Source organism: Limosilactobacillus albertensis (assembly GCF_014145555.1).
GTDB classification, from domain to species: Bacteria; Bacillota; Bacilli; order Lactobacillales; family Lactobacillaceae; genus Limosilactobacillus; species Limosilactobacillus albertensis.
In genome coordinates, this window is sequence record NZ_JACIVD010000069.1 from 220071 (window position 1) to 239671 (window position 19601).

Below are 19601 nucleotides of genomic sequence, written 5' to 3' on the forward strand. Positions count from 1 at the left end.
ATTGTGAACAGCAAATTAAAATTTTATCAATCGATTCGGTTTAAAATCGCTCTCGTATTTGTGTTAATTTTGATGTTAACGCTTGAATGTGTGGGGGCGGTTTTTGTGCGTCAATTGGAACACCAAAACCTTAATACGTTTAAACAAACAATTGAATTACCATCGTATGTCGATAATTCTTTAGCAGAACAACTGGCTCGTTCAGATACCAAAAAGGCGAATAAGCAGATTAATCAGATCCTTTCTGAAGTTAATAATAATAACATCTCTGAAATTCGGGTTGTTGACAGTAAGAGTGTTGTTCGCGGGACGAGTAACGCGGATAATCGGGGAGCAATTGGTCAAAAGACGACTGATCAAGCAATCAAAGCGACCCTATTAAATAATCGTTCGCATACCGAAAACTTATATGATAACTCTAATCATACACGCTATTACGTAAACGTTATCCCGCTGGTTGATAATAGTAATAATAACGTTGTTGGAGCTGTTTATCTTCGTGCTAGCTTAGAGAGTGTTTATTCTAATATTAATAACATTACCTTTGTTTATCTTTCTGCTGCCATGATTACGATTGTCCTTAGTTTGATCTTGGCAATAATAATTTCCCAGGAAATAACGCGGCCGATTGAAGAAATGCGTAAACAAACATTGCGGATTGCCCGTGGTGATTATTCTGGACAGGTAAAAGTTTTAGGAAATGATGAACTAGGACAGTTAGCCGGAGCAGTTAATAATTTATCAGTCCGAGTTGAAGAAGCTCAGGAGTCAACTGATTCAGAACGTCGGCGGTTAGATAGTATCCTATCGCATATGTCAGATGGGGTGCTGGCAACTGACCGCCGCGGAAACGTGACGATTGTTAATAACATGGCGTTGCAATTACTTGGCGTTGAAAACGAAGACGATTTAATCGGTAAATCAATCATTGATGTTTTAGATATTCGGCATGATTATACCGTTCGGCAGCTTGTAAATAGCGAGCAGCGGGAAATGATCATTGATATGTCCAATTCTGGAAATAATTTAATTTTGAACGCTTATTTCTCACCAATTCAACGTGAATCCGGATTTGTAAGCGGACTGGTTTGTGTGCTTCATGATGTTACTAGTCAGCAAAAAGAAGAACGTGAACGAAAGCAGTTTGTTTCAAATGTTTCTCATGAGTTGCGAACACCATTGACGAGTGTACGTAGTTATGTTGATGCCTTAAGTGATGGTGCTTGGCAGGATAAAGAAATAGCACCGAAATTTCTAAAAGTTGTTCAAGATGAGACTGATCGAATGATTCGGATGATCAATGACCTTTTGAGTTTGTCACGGATGGATGCAGGAACAACAAAGCTTAATCTGGAATACGTTAATATTAATGAGCTTTTTAACTATATTTTGGATCGCTTCGATATGATTATCAAAAAAGAAGAAGATCCAAAAAAGAAGAAGTATACCATCGAACGTTACTTTACTAAAAAGGACTTATGGGTTGAAATTGATACTGATAAATTCACTCAGGTAATTGATAACATTATGAATAACGCCATTAAGTATTCACCAGATGGCGGAGTAATTACTACGCGCTTATTAGAAACGCATAATCATGTTATTTTGAGTATCACTGACCAGGGATTAGGAATCCCCCGCAAAGATCTTGGGCGTATTTTTGACCGTTTCTTCCGGGTTGATAAGGCACGAAGCCGGAAACAAGGTGGAACCGGCCTTGGTTTAGCTATTTCTAAGGAAGTTATCAATATGCTTGGCGGACAAATTTGGGTTGATAGTGTAGAAGGCAAGGGCTCGACATTCTATATTTCCTTGCCATATGTACCTTACGAGGAGGAAGACTGGGATGATGAGGAAACTGAAAAGTAATTGGCAATCAATCGCTTTAACGGTTGTTGTGCTTCTTAGTTTATTCATTTCATGGATTGTTTGGACAAATCCGTTTCCTTATGAAGGGGCGCGACACGAGAGTTATAGTAATAATCAGTCGCAATACACTCCGCAATCAATGGGAGATGTTTACCTACCGACAAAAGCAATTGAGACAAACAAAAAAGGCAACCAGAATCAGCTCCATAGCCCTAAAGCCAATTTAATTTTAAGTGTAAAACGAGAATTAGAGAGTTGGAAACTGGGACGGACAAATGTTGTCAAGCAGAATAACAGTGACGTGTATTTAAGTTATTTGCGCCGTCGAAATTCATTAATGCTGACATATCCTGATGAAGTTCCTAGTTCTGTATTTAATGAAACATTTTCGCAATCGATTGATACAGACCGGGTAAATCAGATTAACCATATTGTTATTCCATTGAATGGACAGCATGAAATTTATTTACTTGGGGATCATCATTATAGTGTGTACCGTGTACGAGTTGAAAAGGGAAACTTTAGCCATATTAGGCGCTTACTAACGTCAATGGAGCAGATACCGGTCGACCATAAGATTATTAATGGAGTTGCCGTTATGATGTATCCGCACTCGTTTGAATTACCGGAGCTAGGATATCAGATTACTGCGCAAAACATTGATACGTTAAGTGCTAGTTTGATGAGCACTAATCAGCATACAACGATCACCGCTAATAAAAACGGAAATGAGACGACATATACTGATGGGACCAACCGCCGTTTAATCTATAATCGTCAGAACGGAACTCTTAAGTATGAGAATTATTTAAGCAAGGATGACCGTGAATCAACTAGTCAGATTTTTTCGCACTTCTATAATAAATTGACCGCAATCGGGATGCCGCTTGATAATTTACGGTATGACGAAGTAAGTGAACAAGGCCGGCGATTAAACTATCGTGCGTATGTTAACAGTTTCCCGATTTTTAATAACGATGGATATGGTGAGGTAACTTTAGAGTCAACTAGTAGCGGTAATGAACGATATTGGCTGAGCTTGTATAGCTTACAAGTTCCGCTGCCAATCGATCACCAGATGGTCAAACTTCCGTCAAGTACTGATGTTATTAACCAATTACACGCTACTAATCGAATGCGCGATATTAAAGACTTGCGTGTTGGATATATTTGGAAGAGCAACAGTGTTAACAATCATGTGGTTAAATTGGTGCCAACATACTTTATTAAATATCGTGGTCATTGGGTTGAGTACACGGAATTGGAAAAGTAGGAGGGGTAATGAATGAATTTTAAACGTATTCAATGGATATTTATCCTCGCCTTTCTGCTTTTTGATATTTTTGTTGGTAGTTCGTTAATTTTAGAAACTAGGTTTACAGTATCGAATGGTCAACAAAATCGACAATCTGCGGTTCTTAAAGAAATGCGTAACGATTCAATTAATTACGGGAATCTTTCTAACAAGCAGCAAACAGGATATTACATTGCTGGAAAACGCTCAACAGATGGTGGGATTTTAGAACAAGAATCAGATAAGCTACACAATCAGAATTTTCGATTTACATCTGGAACATTAACGAGTGAGTTTGATAAACCAATTAAAGTTTCCGCAGATAATACGGTTCAACGGATTAACCGGCTACTAAAAAATAAAAAGATGGTTAGCTTAGGTGATCACTATCGTTACAATAAAGAACTATCTGATAAAAATACTATTGTCTACACTCAGGTCCTTGAAGACAAGCCGTTAATTTCAAATGATGGACAAATTCGTTTTCGGATAAATTCTGATCATGAGGTAACTGGCTATACCCAGACTTATCTACAAGATGTAGAAGTTTTACGTCAACGGTCAAATACCATTAGTCAACGAAGGGCAATTACTTGGCTATATAAACATAACCAAATACCAAATAACTCCCGAATTCGATGGGCTACATTAAGTTATTCTAAATTGCTTAACACGACTACGGATGACAAATCAGTATATGTTCCAACGTGGATTGTTGAAATTAAGACTAAAAACTCAGGGGCAATTCAGCAGCTACAAGTTAATGCATTTAATAGTACGGTAATGAAAGAGACACCAGATAGTGTGAATACTAATTCGTTAAATAATAAGTAATTGAGGAGGAACTTTAAGTGACAGAAACGGATCCATTACGTTATAGTGTACTTGCGAGTGGAAGTACAGGAAATGTAACTTACTTGGAAACGCGTAACCATCGAATCTTAATTGATGCCGGGTTAAGCGGTAAGCGAATTGAGAACTTAATGAAAAAGATTGATCGGTCATTAAAAGATGTCGATGCAATTTTCGTAACGCATGAACACAGTGACCATACGCATGGTGTCGGGGTATTAGCTCGTCGTTATGGAATGGACGTTTATGCCAATGAGGGAACATGGCAAGCGATGGCTGATAAGGTTGGTAAGATTCCGTTAGAACAAAAGCACGTTATCGCCCCTAATACTGTTAAAGATTTAGGTGACATGGATATTGAAAGTTTTGCCGTATCGCATGATGCAGCTCAACCGCAGTTTTATCAGGTCCACCATAATAACAAAACTTTTTGTATTCTTACAGATACTGGGTACGTATCTGACCGGGTTGAAGGAACAATTCGAAATGCGGATGCTTACGTAATGGAATGCAATCATGATACAGAAATGTTACGGATGGGTCCTTATTCATGGCCGCTAAAGCAACGGATTTTGGGGGATGAAGGTCACCTTTCAAATGAAGAAGGCGCAGATGCATTAATGAGTGTGATTGGTCAACGAACTAAAGAAATCTTTCTCGGCCATCGTAGCCAGCATAATAATATGCGTTCTTTGGCGCACTTAACGGTTGCAAGTTTAATGGAACAGCATGATTTTGGTGTTGATCATGACTTTAAATTACAAGATGCCGAGCCGGAAGCTCCTAGTAAATTAATGACGTTATAGGAAAAATACCAAGATATCACGTTTTTTATTAACTTTATTCAAATATTTTTCATATTTAAATTGTAATTTGAAGATAGCAATTCTTTAATCGGAGGGTTGATTGATGAAGAAAATAAAACAGGCTTTTAAAGACCGCTTATGGCTGGGAGTAATCGTTGTGGGATTACTTGCCGGCCTGATTGGTGGTGGAATTGCATTAGGAATTAACAACTTAGTACAACATCATGAGGAAGTAGCAAGTACCCGGGTTCCAACGGGTTCTAACAAGTCTGGCGGAACAAAGGTTAATAAAAACAAAGCGGACTTAAATGGTGAGGCTTCACAAGCGTATAAGTCCGTCCAAGGTGCTGTCGTTAGTGTTATTAATAAGCAAAAAGTTCAACAGTCAAATGGTACGTTAGGTATTTTTGGTTATGGCAATAGCAGTGCTAATGGCAGCAGTAGCAGCTCTTCAAGTGATAATAAGCTAGAAACAGCTAGTGAAGGTTCTGGAGTTATTTATAAAAAGAGCGGTGACTCTGCTTATGTTGTAACAAATAACCACGTTGTAAAAGGTTCAAATGCCCTTCAAGTAATTCTAAGCAATGGTAAAAAAGTTAATGCTGATTTAGTTGGTGCTGACTCGGCAACAGACTTAGCTGTCCTAAAGATTAATGCTAAAAATGTTAAAACAATCGCATCCTTTGGTAACTCTAACTCAATTGTTCCGGGACAAGATGTTCTAGCAATCGGTTCACCAATGGGAAGTGAATATGCCAACACGGTAACTAAAGGGATTATTTCCGCAAAAGATCGGACGTTAAAGGCTGGAACTGATGGAACGTTAACATCGGTTATTCAAACTGATGCAGCTATTAACTCTGGTAATTCCGGTGGTCCACTGATTAACATGGCTGGTCAAGTTATCGGAATTAATTCAATGAAACTTTCCTCAGATACACAGGGATCCTCAGTTGAAGGAATCGGTTTTGCTATTCCAAGTAATGAAGTAGTAACAATTATCAACCAGTTAATTAAGAATGGAAAAATTACCCGTCCATCATTAGGAATTAGCATGGTAGATCTTAGTAATGTAACTTCAGACCAACAGCAATCAGTCTTGAAACTACCAACTAGCGTAAGCAAAGGGGTAGTAATTATGGATGTAAATAGCGGATCAGTTGCAGATACTGCTGGATTAAAGAAGTATGATGTTATCACAAAACTTGGCGATACTCAGATTACAGATACAGGTTCATTAAAGGCTGCATTATATAAGTACAAGGTTGGTGAAACAGCAAAAGTGACATACTACCATGATGGTCAGGAACACACGGCTACTTTGCACTTAACAAAGAGCGCTGATACAACGTCAACCGATGATTCACAACAAGAGAATAATTAAAACGATTAAAGGCTGGGAGAAAACAAAACTCTCAGCCTTTTTAAGATTAAACTCCACCGATTAAAGAGCGGTATAATATAGATTATTAATATAAAGGATGGTGGGTAAAATGAATAATCCACGGTTTAAATACCCCGATACAAAAGCATATGAATTTGTAGTAAACCGCTTAAAAGAACGTGGTGTAGACTTAAATGAACTAGCTAAAATCGTATATGAAACCCAAAAAGACTTTGAACCAGATTTAACGTTAGAAACTTGTCAAAAGTTCCTGATCGATACAATGCATAAGCGTGAATTACTAAATAGTGCGATGGTCGCCCTTGAGCTTGACCGGCTTACTGAAGAAGGGAAGGTAGACGAACCCTTAGCAAGCATTATAAAAAACGATGCGGGGGTGTTTGGGGTAGACGAGACCCTTGCCTTACAGATTGCTAATATCTATGGGACAATCGGCACAACCAACTTTGGCTACTTCGACAGGGTAAAGAATGGTATTATCGCAAAATTCGACCATGATAAGGTTCACGTAAATACATTTATTGATGATATTCTTGCTGCAATAGTGGCCGCCGTTTGTGGAAAAATTGCCCATCAATATGCTTAATTAAAAAAATCTCATTGACTTTTAAATTACTTGCCATTAAACTAAACTTAATTCGTTTATGAGGAGTAAAGCAAATGAGCTATCAAACTTTCCAATTGAATAATAGTTGGCAAAGCCGGTAACTCAGGGATAGCTGTTGTACAGATATGACCTGGGTTAATTCACAGATTATATCTGTACCGGCTTCTTTATCATGTACAAACAGGGCCTGTACGGATTTCACGTACGGGCTTTTTCTATTTCACTGAAAAATAGTGGGAGTTCCGAACGTGGAGCTCCTTTTTATTTTGAAAGGTGGAGATAGTGATGAAACGGATTATGAGATACATTATTGTCGGAATTGTTATAGTTGGGGGCTATTTTGGACTTTTAAAACTTCATCAGCGAACCACAAAGCCGGTAGTAGGGATTTTAACGATGATACATCATCCAGCGTTAGATCAAATACAGAAGGGAGTTGTTGCGGGCTTAGCAGAAGAAGGATACCGAAACGGAAAGAATATAAAAATTGAATATCAGAATGCGAATGGCGATCAAGGAAATCTAAATACGATGGCAAACAAGTTGGTAAATGACCATGCAAAAGTTATTGTCGGCATTACAACTCCGGCTTGCCAGGCTCTTGCTAATGCAACTAAGGATATTCCAATAGTAATGGGTGGAATTGGTGATCCGGTTGGTGCCGGGCTAGTAAAGAATGAGAAAAATCCAGGTGGCAATGTTACTGGCGTGCATGACGTTAATCCCAGTGAACAACAGGTTGCGTTAGTAAAGAAGTTTATACCGGATATTAAGACGCTTGGGGTAATTTATACATCGAGTGATACGTCTTCTGAAAGCCAGTATCAAACAATGGTTAAAGCCGCACGTAAATTACACGTTAATTTAAAAACTTATACGATCGCAAATGCTAATGAACTGGATCAGACTTCGCAAACAATGTTGAGTAAGGTTGATGCTGTCATTGTTCCAAGTGACAATATAATTGCCGGATCGATGGGAGTATTAGTAAAAAATGCGAATGCAGTAAATAAACCGGTCTTTCCTAGTGCCGATACAATGGTAAAAGATGGCGGAGTAGCGTCAATTAGTCTTAGTCAATATGGACAAGGTAAAGCTGCAGGAAAAATGGCCGCCCGCATCTTAAAGGGTGAAAAAGTAGGGAAGATGGCAGTTAATGATTATCATCACGGAGAACCTGTTCTTAATTTAAAGCAGGCTCATAAGCTAGGAATAAAGGTTCCAGCAGGTTTCCAGCAAGAAGCAGAGCAACATGGAATTGTCTTTAAGTAGTTTGAAGCTAAAAATCCCGAATAATCTAAAAATCATATAATTTAATATTCGTCAGATGACATTACGTTGTATGTTTACCACAGATTGTGTTGTAAATCGTTAGAAATACGTTAAAATAATACTGTGAAATTACTTGTGGATAAGTCGGTGGATAACTAGCGCTAAATTTAAATTAATTTTATAAATGTTGGTATATTAGTAAAAATTGTTGTTCAAAACTTATCCACAGGCTAGCTGGTATAATGTGGATAAGTGGATTATTTTGATAATTGCGATTATGTATCCTTACAGACACAAGGGATTTACAAGTCGATGATGAACAACCGTTCCTGTAGATAACTGTGGATAAGTTATTTTTAAGAAAACGCTTTTTTAATAAAAAACTAACCGAACATTCGGAAAAAGTATTAAACTCCATAATTGCCTGTGGATAACTTTGTGGATAAACTGTGGAAGGTAGTGGATATCTTGAATATAAAAATTATTGGTGTGGGTAAATTAAAAGAAAAGTATTTTAAGGCGGGAATTGCTGAATATGGTAAACGCCTAGGACGCTATTGTAAATTTGAAATTGTCGAGGTTCCTGATGAAAAAGCGCCTGAATCATTGAGCCAAGCTGAGATGGATGAAGTGATGGCAAAAGAGGGAGAACGAATCCTTGATAAAATTAAAGACCGCGAATATGTATATGCGCTTGCTATTAAGGGAAAAGAACGTACGTCTGAAGAATTTGCTAAAGAGATCAATAAATTAACGACTTATGGTCATAGTGATATTACTTTTGTGATTGGCGGCTCATTAGGATTAAGTCCAGCAGTCCTGAAACGAGCAGATACGCAAATATCATTTGGACGGTTTACTTTACCGCACCAGTTAATGCGTTTAGTTTTAAGTGAACAAATTTATCGGGCTTTTACCATTATTAATGGCTTGCCATATCATAAGTAAAGAATTTATTGAGTTTTGTTTAGGCAATTATTTAAAGCCGGTGAAGGTGGTATAGTAATTGTAGTGACAGACGATTACGATATGAGGATTGAAGGATTTGATTTAAAATAAGGATTAAATGTTATCAAATAATTCTTTTTGGGATACTAGTCGCAGCAGGGATATTTGCCATGCAAGGAAGGGCAAGTGCGAATATAGCGGTTGAAACACCGTTGACATTACCTGCCGAGAAAAGAATTGAGAACGATGAATTTGAACGCTACCAATTTAGAGCAAAACAGTTGCGGACTTGGTGGCAGGTAAAACGTCCAAAATATAAAATTGATTGGTCATTTTATCATAAGAAGCGAGGGCACTGGGATTAGCTCAGTTCCTCGTTTTTCTTTTACCTTTTCAAAAAAGCTATTAAAATGAAGATATTAAAAGGAGGCAATGATAATGAAAAAAGTTGGAATTATTGTTGGCAGTGTTCGTCCCAATCGGCGGAGTATGCAAGTGGCTGATTGGTTAAAAGTTCAACTAAAGAAAAGCACAAAGGTTCAATTTGACATTATTGACTTAAAAGAGATTGATTTACCGATGATGAATGAACCTAAAATTCCTTATTTGGGACTCTATATTCACGAAAAGACACGGAAATGGAGCAAATTGGTTCAAAGCTATGATGGTTTTGTATTTGTTTTTCCGCAATACAATTGGGGCTATCCAGCAGTTTTGAAGAATGCTATTGATTATTTAGGTAACGAATGGCGAGACAAGCCGGTTAGTCTAGTAACATTTGGCGGACATGGCGGACCGCAAGCACAAATTGCAATGAAACTGGTTATAACTGGCTTGAAGATGACGCCGCTTCCTGTTAATTTACAAATTAGCTTAATGCCGGATGATTCAATTGCGACTGCTGATCGTAAACTAAACACATATAATTCACAAGTTGCACTCCTTGGTACTGCTTTTGAAAATGAATTGTTTTAGTTTGTGATTGAAGTAGCAAATTATTGTAGGACATTATTGCAAAAATGACTGATTTTGTGAATATTATGACAAACAGCGTGATTTTGTAGTGGATTAGGCAAAATTATTATTACAAATTGGGTGATAATGCGCCAAAAATCAAAATGTTTCTATTGCAAAATTAAAACGCTTGCATGATAATGGTATCGTATTCAAATGCCATGAGGAGGGTATTTTAATGAATAGACAATTTGATTTCTTAATGCCAAGCGTTAACTTCTTTGGTCCTGGTGTTATTGCTAAAATTGGTGATCGTGCAAAGATGCTCAATATGCACAAGCCATTAATCGTTACTACTGAAGGTTTATCTAAGATTGATAACGGTCCTGTTAAGCAAACAACTGCTGCGTTGGAAAAGGCCGGTGTTGATTACGTTGTATTTACTGGTGTTGAACCAAACCCTAAGATTCGTAACGTTCAAGCTGGTAAGAAGATGTACCAAGATGAAAATTGTGACTCAATCATTACTGTTGGTGGTGGTTCTGCTCATGATTGTGGTAAGGGTATTGGAATTGTTTTAACTAACGGTGACGACATTTCAAAGCTTGCCGGAATTGAAACTTTGGATAATCCGCTTCCACCATTAATGGCTGTTAACACAACAGCAGGTACTGGTTCAGAATTAACCCGTCACGCTGTTATCACAAATGAAAAGACACACTTGAAGTTCGTTGTTGTTTCATGGCGTAATATTCCATTGGTATCATTCAACGATCCAATGTTAATGCTTGATATTCCACAAGACATCACTGCTGCTACTGGTTGTGACGCTTTTGTTCAAGCCATCGAACCATATGTTTCAGTTGACCACAATCCAATTACTGATAGTCAATGTAAAGAAGCAATTCAATTAATCCAAACTGCTTTACCAGAAGTAGTTGCTAATGGTCACAATGTTGAAGCACGGACAAAGATGGTTGAAGCTGAAATGCTTGCCGGAATGGCCTTCAATAACGCTAACCTCGGTTATGTCCACGCAATGGCTCACCAACTCGGTGGTCAATATGATGCTCCTCATGGTGTTTGCTGTGCCTTGCTCTTGACCACTGTTGAAGAATATAACTTAATCGCATGTCCAGAACGGTTTGCTGAACTGGCTAAGGTAATGGGCTTTGACACTACTGGTCTTACCCTTTACGAAGCAGCTCAAAAGTCAATTGACGGTATGCGTGAAATGTGCCGGCTTGTTGGTATTCCATCATCAATCAAGGAAATTGGTGCTAAGCCAGAAGACTTTGAAATGATGGCTAAGAATGCCCTCAAGGATGGTAATGCCTTCTCTAACCCACGTAAGGGTACTGTTGAAGACATTGTAAAGCTTTACCAAAAGGCTTACGATGGTATTTACTAATAAGTAAATAAACACAAAGAGGCTGGAAATCAGCTCAGTCTCTTTACTGTTTTACGTATTAAACTGCCAGCCAACCTTACGGAGGTGGGACTATGAACTAGCCAAGCTAATTCTGTCCCCCTCTTTTTTTGTCTACTTTTAATTCTTAATATTTTGAATTTTTTTCACAAAGTTACTTGCAAGCGTATTCTTTTGAAACTATAATAAAAATTATTCTAAGAGAGAATAAGAGGAAAAGAGAAAATGATATATTTACTTGCTTTAATTCCAGCAATTGGTTGGGGTGCGATGCCATTAATTACTGGTAAAATTGGTGGTTCACCAGTTAATCAAATGTTTGGAATCGGTGCTGGAGCTTCAATTGTGGGAATTATTGCATATTTGATAACAAAACCAACCGTCAGTGTAACTGCTTTTTGGTTCTCGCTAGCGATCGGTTGTTTATGGACAATTGGACAGGTTGGTCAGTTTATCTCGTTTAAACATATGGGAGTTTCAAATACGATGCCCCTTTCTTCAGCATTTGTGTTAGTTATGACGTCGTTTGTCGGCATCTTTTTCTTTGATGAATGGCAAGGAGCCAGAGCATTAAGTATTGGGTTGACAGCGTGTGTAGTTGTAATTATTGGGGCTGTTTTAACCTCGATTTCGGACGGAACATCGGATAAAAAGGTTTCGACTAAGTGGGTATTATTTTTATTAGTAACAACAATTGGTTACTGTGCTTATTCGATTTTTCCTAAAATGCCACAGGTTGCTCATGAAAGTAGTCAGGGTATTTTCCTACCAGAAGTATTAGGAATTTTACTTGGTTCAGTAATTTATACTATTTGTTCGGGTAACGCTAAAGCATTTAAGCAAAAAGAACAATACTTAAATATTTTAGGAGGACTTTCATGGGGGATTGGTAACTTTGCCTATGTTTTTGTTGGTAAAGCTCTTGGAGTAGTGACTGCTTCAATTTTTGGTCAAATGAATGTTATTATTTCAACATTTGGTGGTATCCTACTTTTGCATGAAACCAAGACCAAGCGAGAAATGATATATACAGTAGTTGGAATTATCCTAATTGTAATTGGTAGTATTTTAACAGTAATTGCTAATTAATTATTGAAGATTTTAGGTAATATCAATAAATGAGAGAGGAAACGCGCAAAATCAGCTTTTTAACCGATTTTACGCGTTTTTTTAGTCTTATATTATTTCCCAGGTTATATTGTGCTATTTCTTATCAAGTAGATCAAACCTAATTTGTCCAAGTTGGAGTTTTTCAGGTTGCTTTGCGCCGTGAAAGATAAGTTTAAATAATCGATTTTCAACGCCAGCCGTGAAGACAAGTTGCTTATTTCCAATATTGATTGTATAGGTATCACCCTCGCTCACTACTTCTGCTTGTAAGAGGGCTGACCATTGCTTAGCTGCTTCTTCCGGGTCGCTAACATTAAAGATAGCTTGTTTAACAAAGAGGTCGCCGGCTGGGTGGAATTTAATTAATCCCTGTTTCTTTAGGTCTTCGCGACGTTTATCATCATCTTCACTCCATTGAATAAAGAATGGGGCAGGCAAATGATTAACAAGTTCGTCATCGACATAGAAAATCTTCCATTGAATGAGTTTGCCAGCAGGATCAATCCGTTTTCCATCAGTAATATCACCGACATTAAGGCCCAGTCCCTTTAATCGCCGGTGGGTTTCTTCGATGTTATCAGTCCGAATGGCAATTGTTGTGATTCGCTGAATACCAGCAAAATAATCCTCAACAGCATCATGAATTGCTGAGTTGTTTTCATATGGAAATGCCTTAGCTTTTTCCTTATTGGCGACTGTTAAGAGTTCAATATAGTTAAGTCCAAAATAATCTAGTGCGTTTTTCGTTCCCCAATATTCATGATGACCACCAGGGGTAAAGGCTAGCCCTTTAGAGTTAAAATAATCAATTGCATCTTGTAGATTAGTTACATCGACCATTGTATGATCCCAATTTAACGTTTCTGTCATTTTAATCACCCTTATTCTGTTTGCCTAATTCCTTTGTTCGTTTAACAGCAGCAAGGACAGCATTTTCGATTCCGGCTGAAAAAGAGCTTTTGTCTAACTCGTGCTGAGCTGTGATACCCACTCCGCCAGCAGAATTATTAATATCAAGTAATTCGGCAGGATGTTTACCACTTTGTTCTACAAATGCAGCGGCTGCGCGTAAATTCTCAAGAGCAAGTTTGTTTGCTTGTTGGCGAGGCATTCCGGCAAGCACGCCTGCGTTTGTAAAACTAATTAGAAAGTTATAGATATAGTTTGGTCCGGCCACGCCATATCCAGTAAATACATCTAGCAAGGATTCATCAATGTAATCGACTTTTCCAAAACTATTTAGAAAGTCTTCAATGACAGTTTGATTAGCTCGATCGTTTTTAACGACACCGCTATAACCCATGGCAACATCAGTCAAAGTATTGGGGATGATCCGCGTAATTGCAAAAAGATCAGCCTGACTAGCGAGTTGTTTAACGGTCACTCCGGCAATAATTGAAAGGACGTCCTTGGCATAATCATGGTTGACTAGTTCTTTCATGATTTGCTGCCAATCGTCTTGTGGCCGTACACCAAGAATTACAAGATCAGCAGTAGTAATTGCTGTCCAGTCAGGTTGTTGACTTGCTTGAAGATGATAAGTATCAGTTAAATAATTGACTCGGTCAGCCGAAATATCAGTAACTCCTGTGGTTTCAGCTTTTATGATTCCCTTCTTTAAAGCGGCTCGCAGCATTGCTTCAACCATTTGACCGCCACCGAATGCATAAATTTTGATTGCCATTGAAAAACATCCTTTCTACATGTATCTAAATTAATCCTAGCCTATTTTTGTATAAGACGCTAACCAAAAGACTTTTGTAAAATTTTAAATTCACTAATTGGTATAGGTGAAATTTGTGAGCGAACAAGGAGTGCTTTAATAATTAGCATTTACTAGACATACACACTTTTTATAACGATATATTGTTATGTAATGAACTTAACTAGTATCAAATGTTGAAAAAATCAGAGTGAAATTAGTTGAATTGGTCTATTGATTAGTTATAAAATGTAAGCGCTTAGTTAAGGAGGAACAATTATGGCATATCAAACAATTAATCCATATACTAATGAAGTTGAGAAGACATTTGAAAATACTACAGATGAAGAATTAGAACAGACATTAGCAACAGCCCATCAACTATACTTAGATTGGCGGAAGCATAATGACCTTGAGGAACGTAAGCAGGTAATCTTAAACCTTGGGCATATTCTACGTGAGCGACGTGAAGAATATGCAACGATTATGACAAAAGACATGGGTAAATTAATCGGTGAAGCGAAAGGCGAGGTCGACCTATGTACTTCATTTTGTGATTATTATGTAGCACACGCTGATAAGTTTTTAGCACCAGATATTATTGCAACAACTAGTGGTCGGGCAAAGGTTATTAAGCAATCATTAGGGACCCTTGTTGCAGTTGAACCATGGAATTTCCCATTTTATCAGATTGCACGGGTATTCATTCCTAACTTTATCGTTGGTAATCCAATGATTTTAAAGGATGCTTCAAATTGTCCGGCTTCTGCTCAAGCCTTTGCGGATGCCGTTAAAGAAGCGGGTGCTCCTGAAGGCAGTTTAACCAATCTTTTCTTATCTTACGACCAAGTAAATAAAGCAATTGCTGATAAAAGGGTTGCAGGAGTTTGCTTAACGGGTTCTGAACGTGGTGGTGCTACTGTCGCTAAAGAAGCTGGCGCAAACTTAAAGAAGAATACGATGGAGTTAGGCGGAAATGACGCCTTTATCATTTTGGATGATGCTGACTGGAATCTCGTTGAAAAAGTTGCTCCAGCAGCACGGCTCTATAATGCAGGGCAAGTATGTACCTCATCAAAACGGTTTATCGTTCTTGAAAAAGATTATGACCGTTTTCTAGAAATAATGAAGGATGCTTTTTCAAAAGTTAAAATGGGTGATCCGCTTGACCCTTCCACTACATTAGCTCCCTTGTCTTCAAAGAAAGCCAAGGATAAGCTTCAAGGACAGGTTGACTTAGCCGTAAAGAACGGGGCCAAGGTTTATTACGGAAATAAGCCAGTGGACTTATCAGGACAATTCTTTATGCCAACAATTTTGACCGACATTACGCCAGATAATCCAATTTTTGATCAAGAGATGTTCGGTCCGGTAGCGTCAGTTTATAAGGTTAAATCTGAAGAAGAGGCTATTGAACTAGCAAATAATTCAAGCTATGGTTTAGGAAATACCGTGTTTAGTAAAGATTATGATCATGCTGAGCGGGTAGCGGCGCAAATTGAAACTGGGATGAGCTGGATTAATGATGGTTGGGCCTCGTTACCAGAATTACCATTTGGTGGCGTTAAGCATTCCGGTTATGGCCGTGAACTTAGCGGTTACGGTATTGAAGAATTTATGAATAAGCACTTAATTTATGAAGCACGTCATTAACATTTAAGGCGTCATTTCTTAATTGAAATGGCGCTTTTTATTTCCCAGGAAATATCGTCCAAGGCAGGGATTATTGGTTATTTTTCTTGTAAGCTTTATAAAGGAATTATAAAATGAAAATAGTTAATTATAAAAGTTTTATAAAACAATAACAAACAATTATAAAGGAAGTATAAAAAGATGCCTGACAAAAATATGCTTAATCCATTTATGCCTAGCTTTGGTCGTTTTCCAAAAATTGTCATTGACCAGCAACAAGCACTAACAGACTATCTCACTGGTCTACAAGCTCATGATGCTAAGTACCAAACTTCGCTAGTGTACGGTACAAGAGGGGCAGGGAAAACAGTGTTCCTGTTAAATGTTCAGAAAGAATTAAAAAAATTAGATAATTGGTGCTTTATCCGGTTAAATAACGGGCAAGGTAATTTGCTATTTCAGTTAATGCACGCGCTACAGCGGGCAGCGGGAATATCGTTGGTTGATATGTTGAAGAGTATCAATGGGTTAAATGTAATGGGGAATGGTATTAGTTTAAATTCCATGCACGCGGCTAATCAGATTGATTACGATGATTATATTCCGGCGTTACTAGCCCGGCTAAAAAACCAAGGAAAATCAGTCTTAATAGGAATTGATGAGATCGAAATTAGCGATGACGTGCGAGCGTTCGGTTCCGAATACCAAACATTGATTGGCGATGATTTTGATATTTCGCTGTTAATGACGGGGTTACCTAGTCGAGTTTCTGAAGTACAAAATGATAATACATTGACTTTTCTCTTGCGGAGTCACCGAATTTATTTATCGCCATTAGATGCGGAATCAGTTTCACAAAGTTACGAACAAGCCTTCAAGAGTGGTAATCGCGAGATCGATTATGTCGTGTTAAATCAAATGAGTGAGGCGGTTAAAGGCTATGCTTATGCTTTTCAGACAATTGGTTACTATGCTTGGCGCTATAGCCAGAAATCACTATTATTAGACGACGGGGTATTAAAGCAAACTTTAGTTGCCTCAAAAGTTGACCTTTTTAGAAATGCCTATGAACGAATGTATATGGATCTCTCAAAAACCGATCGGGCATTTATTAATGCTATGGTTGAAACGGGGACTGACATTGTTTCGACTAATAAGTTACAACAGTTATTAAAACGCCCAGCAAACTATGTGTCAGTTTATCGTGCCCGATTGATGGACGACCAATTAATTTCATCACCACAACGGGGCTTTGTTGAATTTACAATGCCGTTTTTTGCGGAGTTTGTTAACCAATATAATGAAGAACACTTTATTTAATGGCTATAATTGCCTCTGAGTATTATAGAGGAAATAGAAGACTCATCTTATACTTAGAGGCTTTTTTCTTGTGGGAAGAAAATCTAAATCCTCAATAACGAAAAAGCGGTCTATTCTAGAAGATGCACTAAAAATTGACATTCCCCAAGCAGCTAGAAAGTACAAAATTGGGGACACAACGTTAGCTAACTGGAGGTCACTTTATAAGTAGCAAGGTCTAAACGCACTTAATTTGACTAGAAAAACGGCTTGACCACGAAACAATTCCGCAATCAAGCCGCCTAAAAATATTATCTATTTGACCTGTATCATTGATAGAATACAGTGCTGAATCTTATAACTTTGTGCCCCAGTTTAATTTGCCGCACAGTTTTATCATACTTGGAACTAATAATAGTCGAACAATAAAGGCATCGGCGAATACCCCAAATGCTAGTGCAAGACCCATTGATTGAATAATAATCTCATCAGTAAAAGCAAAACTAGCAAATACCGTAATCATAATCAAAGCAGCTGCAATAATTGCACTTCCCACTTTAGATAACCCTCGCTCAACAGCCAATGATATATTATTAGCTGATTTTAGGTATTCCTCATGAATTTGACGAACAAGGAATACTTCATAGTCCATTGCTAAACCGAATAGAATACCGATAGTAATAACGGGAAGGAAATTTAAGACTGCTGTTTTTCCAGGTAAATGTAGCAATCCGGCAAAATGTCCTTCTTGAATTGTGAAAGTGACTGCCCCTAGTGTTGCAATTATCGATAAGATAAAGCCAATCACTGCAACTAGTGGAATGACTAATGAACGCAGAGCAATCACTAGTAAGATAAAAGCAAAAACAGTAATGATCAATAAGAACTTGGGTAGAACAGAATTTAATTTTTCTGAAATATCAATATTCATTGCTGTGCTACCTGTTACCTTTATTTGTTGACCGTCAACTTTAATCTTACGAAGATTTTTAACTAATTTTTCTGTATTAATGTCATTGGAATCTGTCTTTGGTGTAACAGAAAGCATTAAATATTTACCATCCTGTGACGGAATAATAGGGGTTACCATTTTAACATTAGATTGATCTTGCACAGCTTTAACGTAATTAGAAGCTAACTGTGGCTTCTGGGTATTCCTAATCACCGTTACTAACATGCTATCATTTCCTGCACCATAGGCACGAGCTTTGATATCATAGGCTCGCCGTTCAGTAGTATTTACTTGTTTGGAACCGTCATTAGGTAATCCAAGGTGCATCTGTTGAATTGGTAGTGCTGCTAAAATCAAAATTAATAAACTGCAGCATACGGTAATAACACTATGGTTAACTACCGCATTCTTAATGAATTTAATTGGTAAGAATCGCTTATTCTGTTCTTGCTTTGGTCGACCAATTGCTGGACACAACTGTAAAGCAATTGGCACTAATAAAAGGGTTATTAACACGGTACTAATTACAGCAATTGCTGCCATGTTTCCCATGATTCCTAAGAACCCAATTCCCAGGACGTTCATACTTAACAATGCAATTACAATCGTTGCTCCAGCAAAAACAATCGAAGGACCGGTATACTGAACTGCATTAATCAGGGCCTGAGTTCTCTCCGCGTACTGACGTTCTTGTTTATACCTTGCTACTAAGAAAAGGGCATAGTCGATGCCGACAGCCAATGAGACCATCGCTGCTAAGGAAATATCATAGCTAGGAACATCAACGAACTTAGCACAGTAGAAAACACCACCAATTCCCGTCAGTAAACCAACTAATGCCGAAATGATTGGCAATCCTGCGGTGACTAAAGAAGTAAAGGTGATCGCAAGGATTCCTAATGCCACTAAAATACCAACAATTTCCGGTACTTCACTAACTGCAACCTTCTGACTTATTCCTGACAATTCAATTTGGGTATCCCGATTGCCATAATGGCTAGCTATTCGCTTAAGGTTATTAGTTTCGTGGTCAGTAATTTTCTTGTTCTTATAATTAACGGTAAAGTAGCCAACATGATCCTTTTGTGCTAACGTCCGTCCCATTACTGGCGAAATAACCGTTGCAACGTTTTTATCCTTCGCTAACGAGGCTTCTATTTTCCCCATTAACTTTTGATTTTTTGTTGTTGTTAATTTACTGTGACTTTTTAGGACCACCTGGGCCTGTGCACCATTATTCGATGGAAAGTGTTTCTTTACCAAGTCAGCAGTTTGCGACGCTGGCGTGTTATTAATCGCCAGTTCCTTTGTTGAAAGGCTACCACCGAATTTAAAACCGGCTAACAACATTATAAAAATGATAATTATTCCAACCCCCAAAATAGTTTTGGGATGAACTGTTGTCAATTTTCCGTAACGTTGAAAAATTTTTTCCAAATGATTTTCTCCTCTCTATTAATTCAACACATT

17 protein-coding genes are annotated in these 19601 nt (G+C 37.9%); 14 read left to right on the forward strand and 3 right to left on the reverse strand.

All coding sequences use genetic code 11. From position 1 onward, the window contains the following. The first annotated feature begins 3 nt into the window (after positions 1-3). From walK to H5S41_RS09750, 12 genes are all read left to right on the forward strand, one after another. Positions 4-1869, forward strand: coding sequence for a cell wall metabolism sensor histidine kinase WalK (walK, locus tag H5S41_RS09695; protein WP_182598421.1), 1866 nt, complete (start codon positions 4-6; stop codon positions 1867-1869). Continuing rightward, positions 1847-3142: a YycH family regulatory protein gene (locus tag H5S41_RS09700; protein WP_182598420.1), complete on the forward strand. Its 1296-nt coding sequence runs from the start codon at positions 1847-1849 to the stop codon at positions 3140-3142. The genes walK and H5S41_RS09700 overlap by 23 nt, the downstream gene beginning before the upstream one ends. A 12-nt stretch (positions 3143-3154) precedes the next feature. Continuing rightward, the gene (locus H5S41_RS09705; RefSeq protein WP_182603151.1) at positions 3155-3997 is read left to right on the forward strand and encodes a two-component system regulatory protein YycI; all 843 of its coding nucleotides are present in this window, start codon (positions 3155-3157) and stop codon (positions 3995-3997) included. 17 nt (positions 3998-4014) lie between these two features. Next, entirely contained in the window at positions 4015-4821 is an 807-nt protein-coding gene (locus H5S41_RS09710; protein WP_182603152.1) for an MBL fold metallo-hydrolase, read from the forward strand. 103 nt (positions 4822-4924) lie between these two features. Further along, positions 4925-6205: a S1C family serine protease gene (locus H5S41_RS09715; protein WP_163705185.1), complete on the forward strand. Its 1281-nt coding sequence runs from the start codon at positions 4925-4927 to the stop codon at positions 6203-6205. A gap of 109 nt (positions 6206-6314) precedes the next feature. Further along, positions 6315-6812: a phosphatidylglycerophosphatase A family protein gene (locus H5S41_RS09720; protein WP_153709435.1), complete on the forward strand. Its 498-nt coding sequence runs from the start codon at positions 6315-6317 to the stop codon at positions 6810-6812. Positions 6813-7118: 306 nt separating this feature from the next. Continuing rightward, complete coding sequence (gene trpX / locus H5S41_RS09725; RefSeq protein WP_182603154.1) at positions 7119-8105, forward strand: tryptophan ABC transporter substrate-binding protein; 987 nt, start codon at positions 7119-7121, stop codon at positions 8103-8105. A 468-nt stretch (positions 8106-8573) separates the two neighbouring features. Then, a complete protein-coding gene (gene rlmH, locus H5S41_RS09730; protein WP_182603155.1) occupies positions 8574-9053 on the forward strand; it encodes a 23S rRNA (pseudouridine(1915)-N(3))-methyltransferase RlmH in 480 nt (159 codons plus the stop codon). A 170-nt stretch (positions 9054-9223) separates the two neighbouring features. Further along, a complete protein-coding gene (locus H5S41_RS09735) occupies positions 9224-9418 on the forward strand; it encodes a hypothetical protein (RefSeq protein ID WP_182603156.1) in 195 nt (64 codons plus the stop codon). Positions 9419-9485: 67 nt separating this feature from the next. After that, positions 9486-10028, forward strand: coding sequence for an NADPH-dependent FMN reductase (locus H5S41_RS09740; protein ID WP_182603157.1), 543 nt, complete (start codon positions 9486-9488; stop codon positions 10026-10028). A gap of 217 nt (positions 10029-10245) precedes the next feature. Then, the gene (locus H5S41_RS09745; RefSeq protein WP_182603158.1) at positions 10246-11418 is read left to right on the forward strand and encodes an iron-containing alcohol dehydrogenase; all 1173 of its coding nucleotides are present in this window, start codon (positions 10246-10248) and stop codon (positions 11416-11418) included. 243 nt (positions 11419-11661) lie between these two features. Further along, a complete protein-coding gene (locus H5S41_RS09750) occupies positions 11662-12525 on the forward strand; it encodes a GRP family sugar transporter (protein ID WP_003665279.1) in 864 nt (287 codons plus the stop codon). A 114-nt stretch (positions 12526-12639) separates the two neighbouring features. Here H5S41_RS09750 and H5S41_RS09755 read toward each other — a convergent pair whose 3' ends face one another. Beyond that, the gene (locus tag H5S41_RS09755; RefSeq protein WP_035168956.1) at positions 12640-13416 is read right to left on the reverse strand and encodes a VOC family protein; all 777 of its coding nucleotides are present in this window, start codon (positions 13414-13416) and stop codon (positions 12640-12642) included. A 1-nt stretch (position 13417) separates the two neighbouring features. Further along, positions 13418-14230 carry a pyrroline-5-carboxylate reductase family protein gene (locus H5S41_RS09760; protein ID WP_182603159.1) on the reverse strand — a complete coding sequence of 271 codons (813 nt, stop codon included), beginning with the start codon at positions 14228-14230 and terminating at the stop codon, positions 13418-13420. Positions 14231-14527: 297 nt separating this feature from the next. Between H5S41_RS09760 and H5S41_RS09765 the strand changes: the two genes are divergently transcribed. Both H5S41_RS09765 and H5S41_RS09770 read left to right on the forward strand, forming a co-directional pair. Then, on the forward strand, positions 14528-15901 hold the full coding sequence (locus tag H5S41_RS09765) for an NAD-dependent succinate-semialdehyde dehydrogenase (protein ID WP_182603160.1): 1374 nt from the start codon (positions 14528-14530) through the stop codon (positions 15899-15901). 180 nt (positions 15902-16081) lie between these two features. Further along, complete coding sequence (locus H5S41_RS09770; protein ID WP_182603161.1) at positions 16082-17200, forward strand: DUF8462 domain-containing protein; 1119 nt, start codon at positions 16082-16084, stop codon at positions 17198-17200. Between the two features lie 334 nt (positions 17201-17534). Here the strand turns inward: H5S41_RS09770 and H5S41_RS09775 are convergent, their stop codons facing one another. Beyond that, on the reverse strand, positions 17535-19568 hold the full coding sequence (locus H5S41_RS09775) for an MMPL family transporter (RefSeq protein ID WP_182603162.1): 2034 nt from the start codon (positions 19566-19568) through the stop codon (positions 17535-17537). Between the last annotated feature and the right edge of the window lie 33 nt (positions 19569-19601).

Coding starts and splice junctions, on each gene's coding strand:
- H5S41_RS09700 (WP_182598420.1), top strand. CDS start 1,847: ATGATGAGGAAACTGAAAAGTAATTGGCAATCAATCGCTTTAACGGTT.
- H5S41_RS09705 (WP_182603151.1), top strand. CDS start 3,155: ATGAATTTTAAACGTATTCAATGGATATTTATCCTCGCCTTTCTGCTT.
- H5S41_RS09715 (WP_163705185.1), top strand. CDS start 4,925: ATGAAGAAAATAAAACAGGCTTTTAAAGACCGCTTATGGCTGGGAGTA.
- H5S41_RS09720 (WP_153709435.1), top strand. CDS start 6,315: ATGAATAATCCACGGTTTAAATACCCCGATACAAAAGCATATGAATTT.
- trpX (WP_182603154.1), top strand. CDS start 7,119: ATGAAACGGATTATGAGATACATTATTGTCGGAATTGTTATAGTTGGG.
- H5S41_RS09735 (WP_182603156.1), top strand. CDS start 9,224: ATGCAAGGAAGGGCAAGTGCGAATATAGCGGTTGAAACACCGTTGACA.
- H5S41_RS09740 (WP_182603157.1), top strand. CDS start 9,486: ATGATAATGAAAAAAGTTGGAATTATTGTTGGCAGTGTTCGTCCCAAT.
- H5S41_RS09745 (WP_182603158.1), top strand. CDS start 10,246: ATGAATAGACAATTTGATTTCTTAATGCCAAGCGTTAACTTCTTTGGT.
- H5S41_RS09750 (WP_003665279.1), top strand. CDS start 11,662: ATGATATATTTACTTGCTTTAATTCCAGCAATTGGTTGGGGTGCGATG.
- H5S41_RS09755 (WP_035168956.1), bottom strand. CDS start 13,416: ATGACAGAAACGTTAAATTGGGATCATACAATGGTCGATGTAACTAAT.
- H5S41_RS09760 (WP_182603159.1), bottom strand. CDS start 14,230: ATGGCAATCAAAATTTATGCATTCGGTGGCGGTCAAATGGTTGAAGCA.
- H5S41_RS09765 (WP_182603160.1), top strand. CDS start 14,528: ATGGCATATCAAACAATTAATCCATATACTAATGAAGTTGAGAAGACA.
- H5S41_RS09770 (WP_182603161.1), top strand. CDS start 16,082: ATGCCTGACAAAAATATGCTTAATCCATTTATGCCTAGCTTTGGTCGT.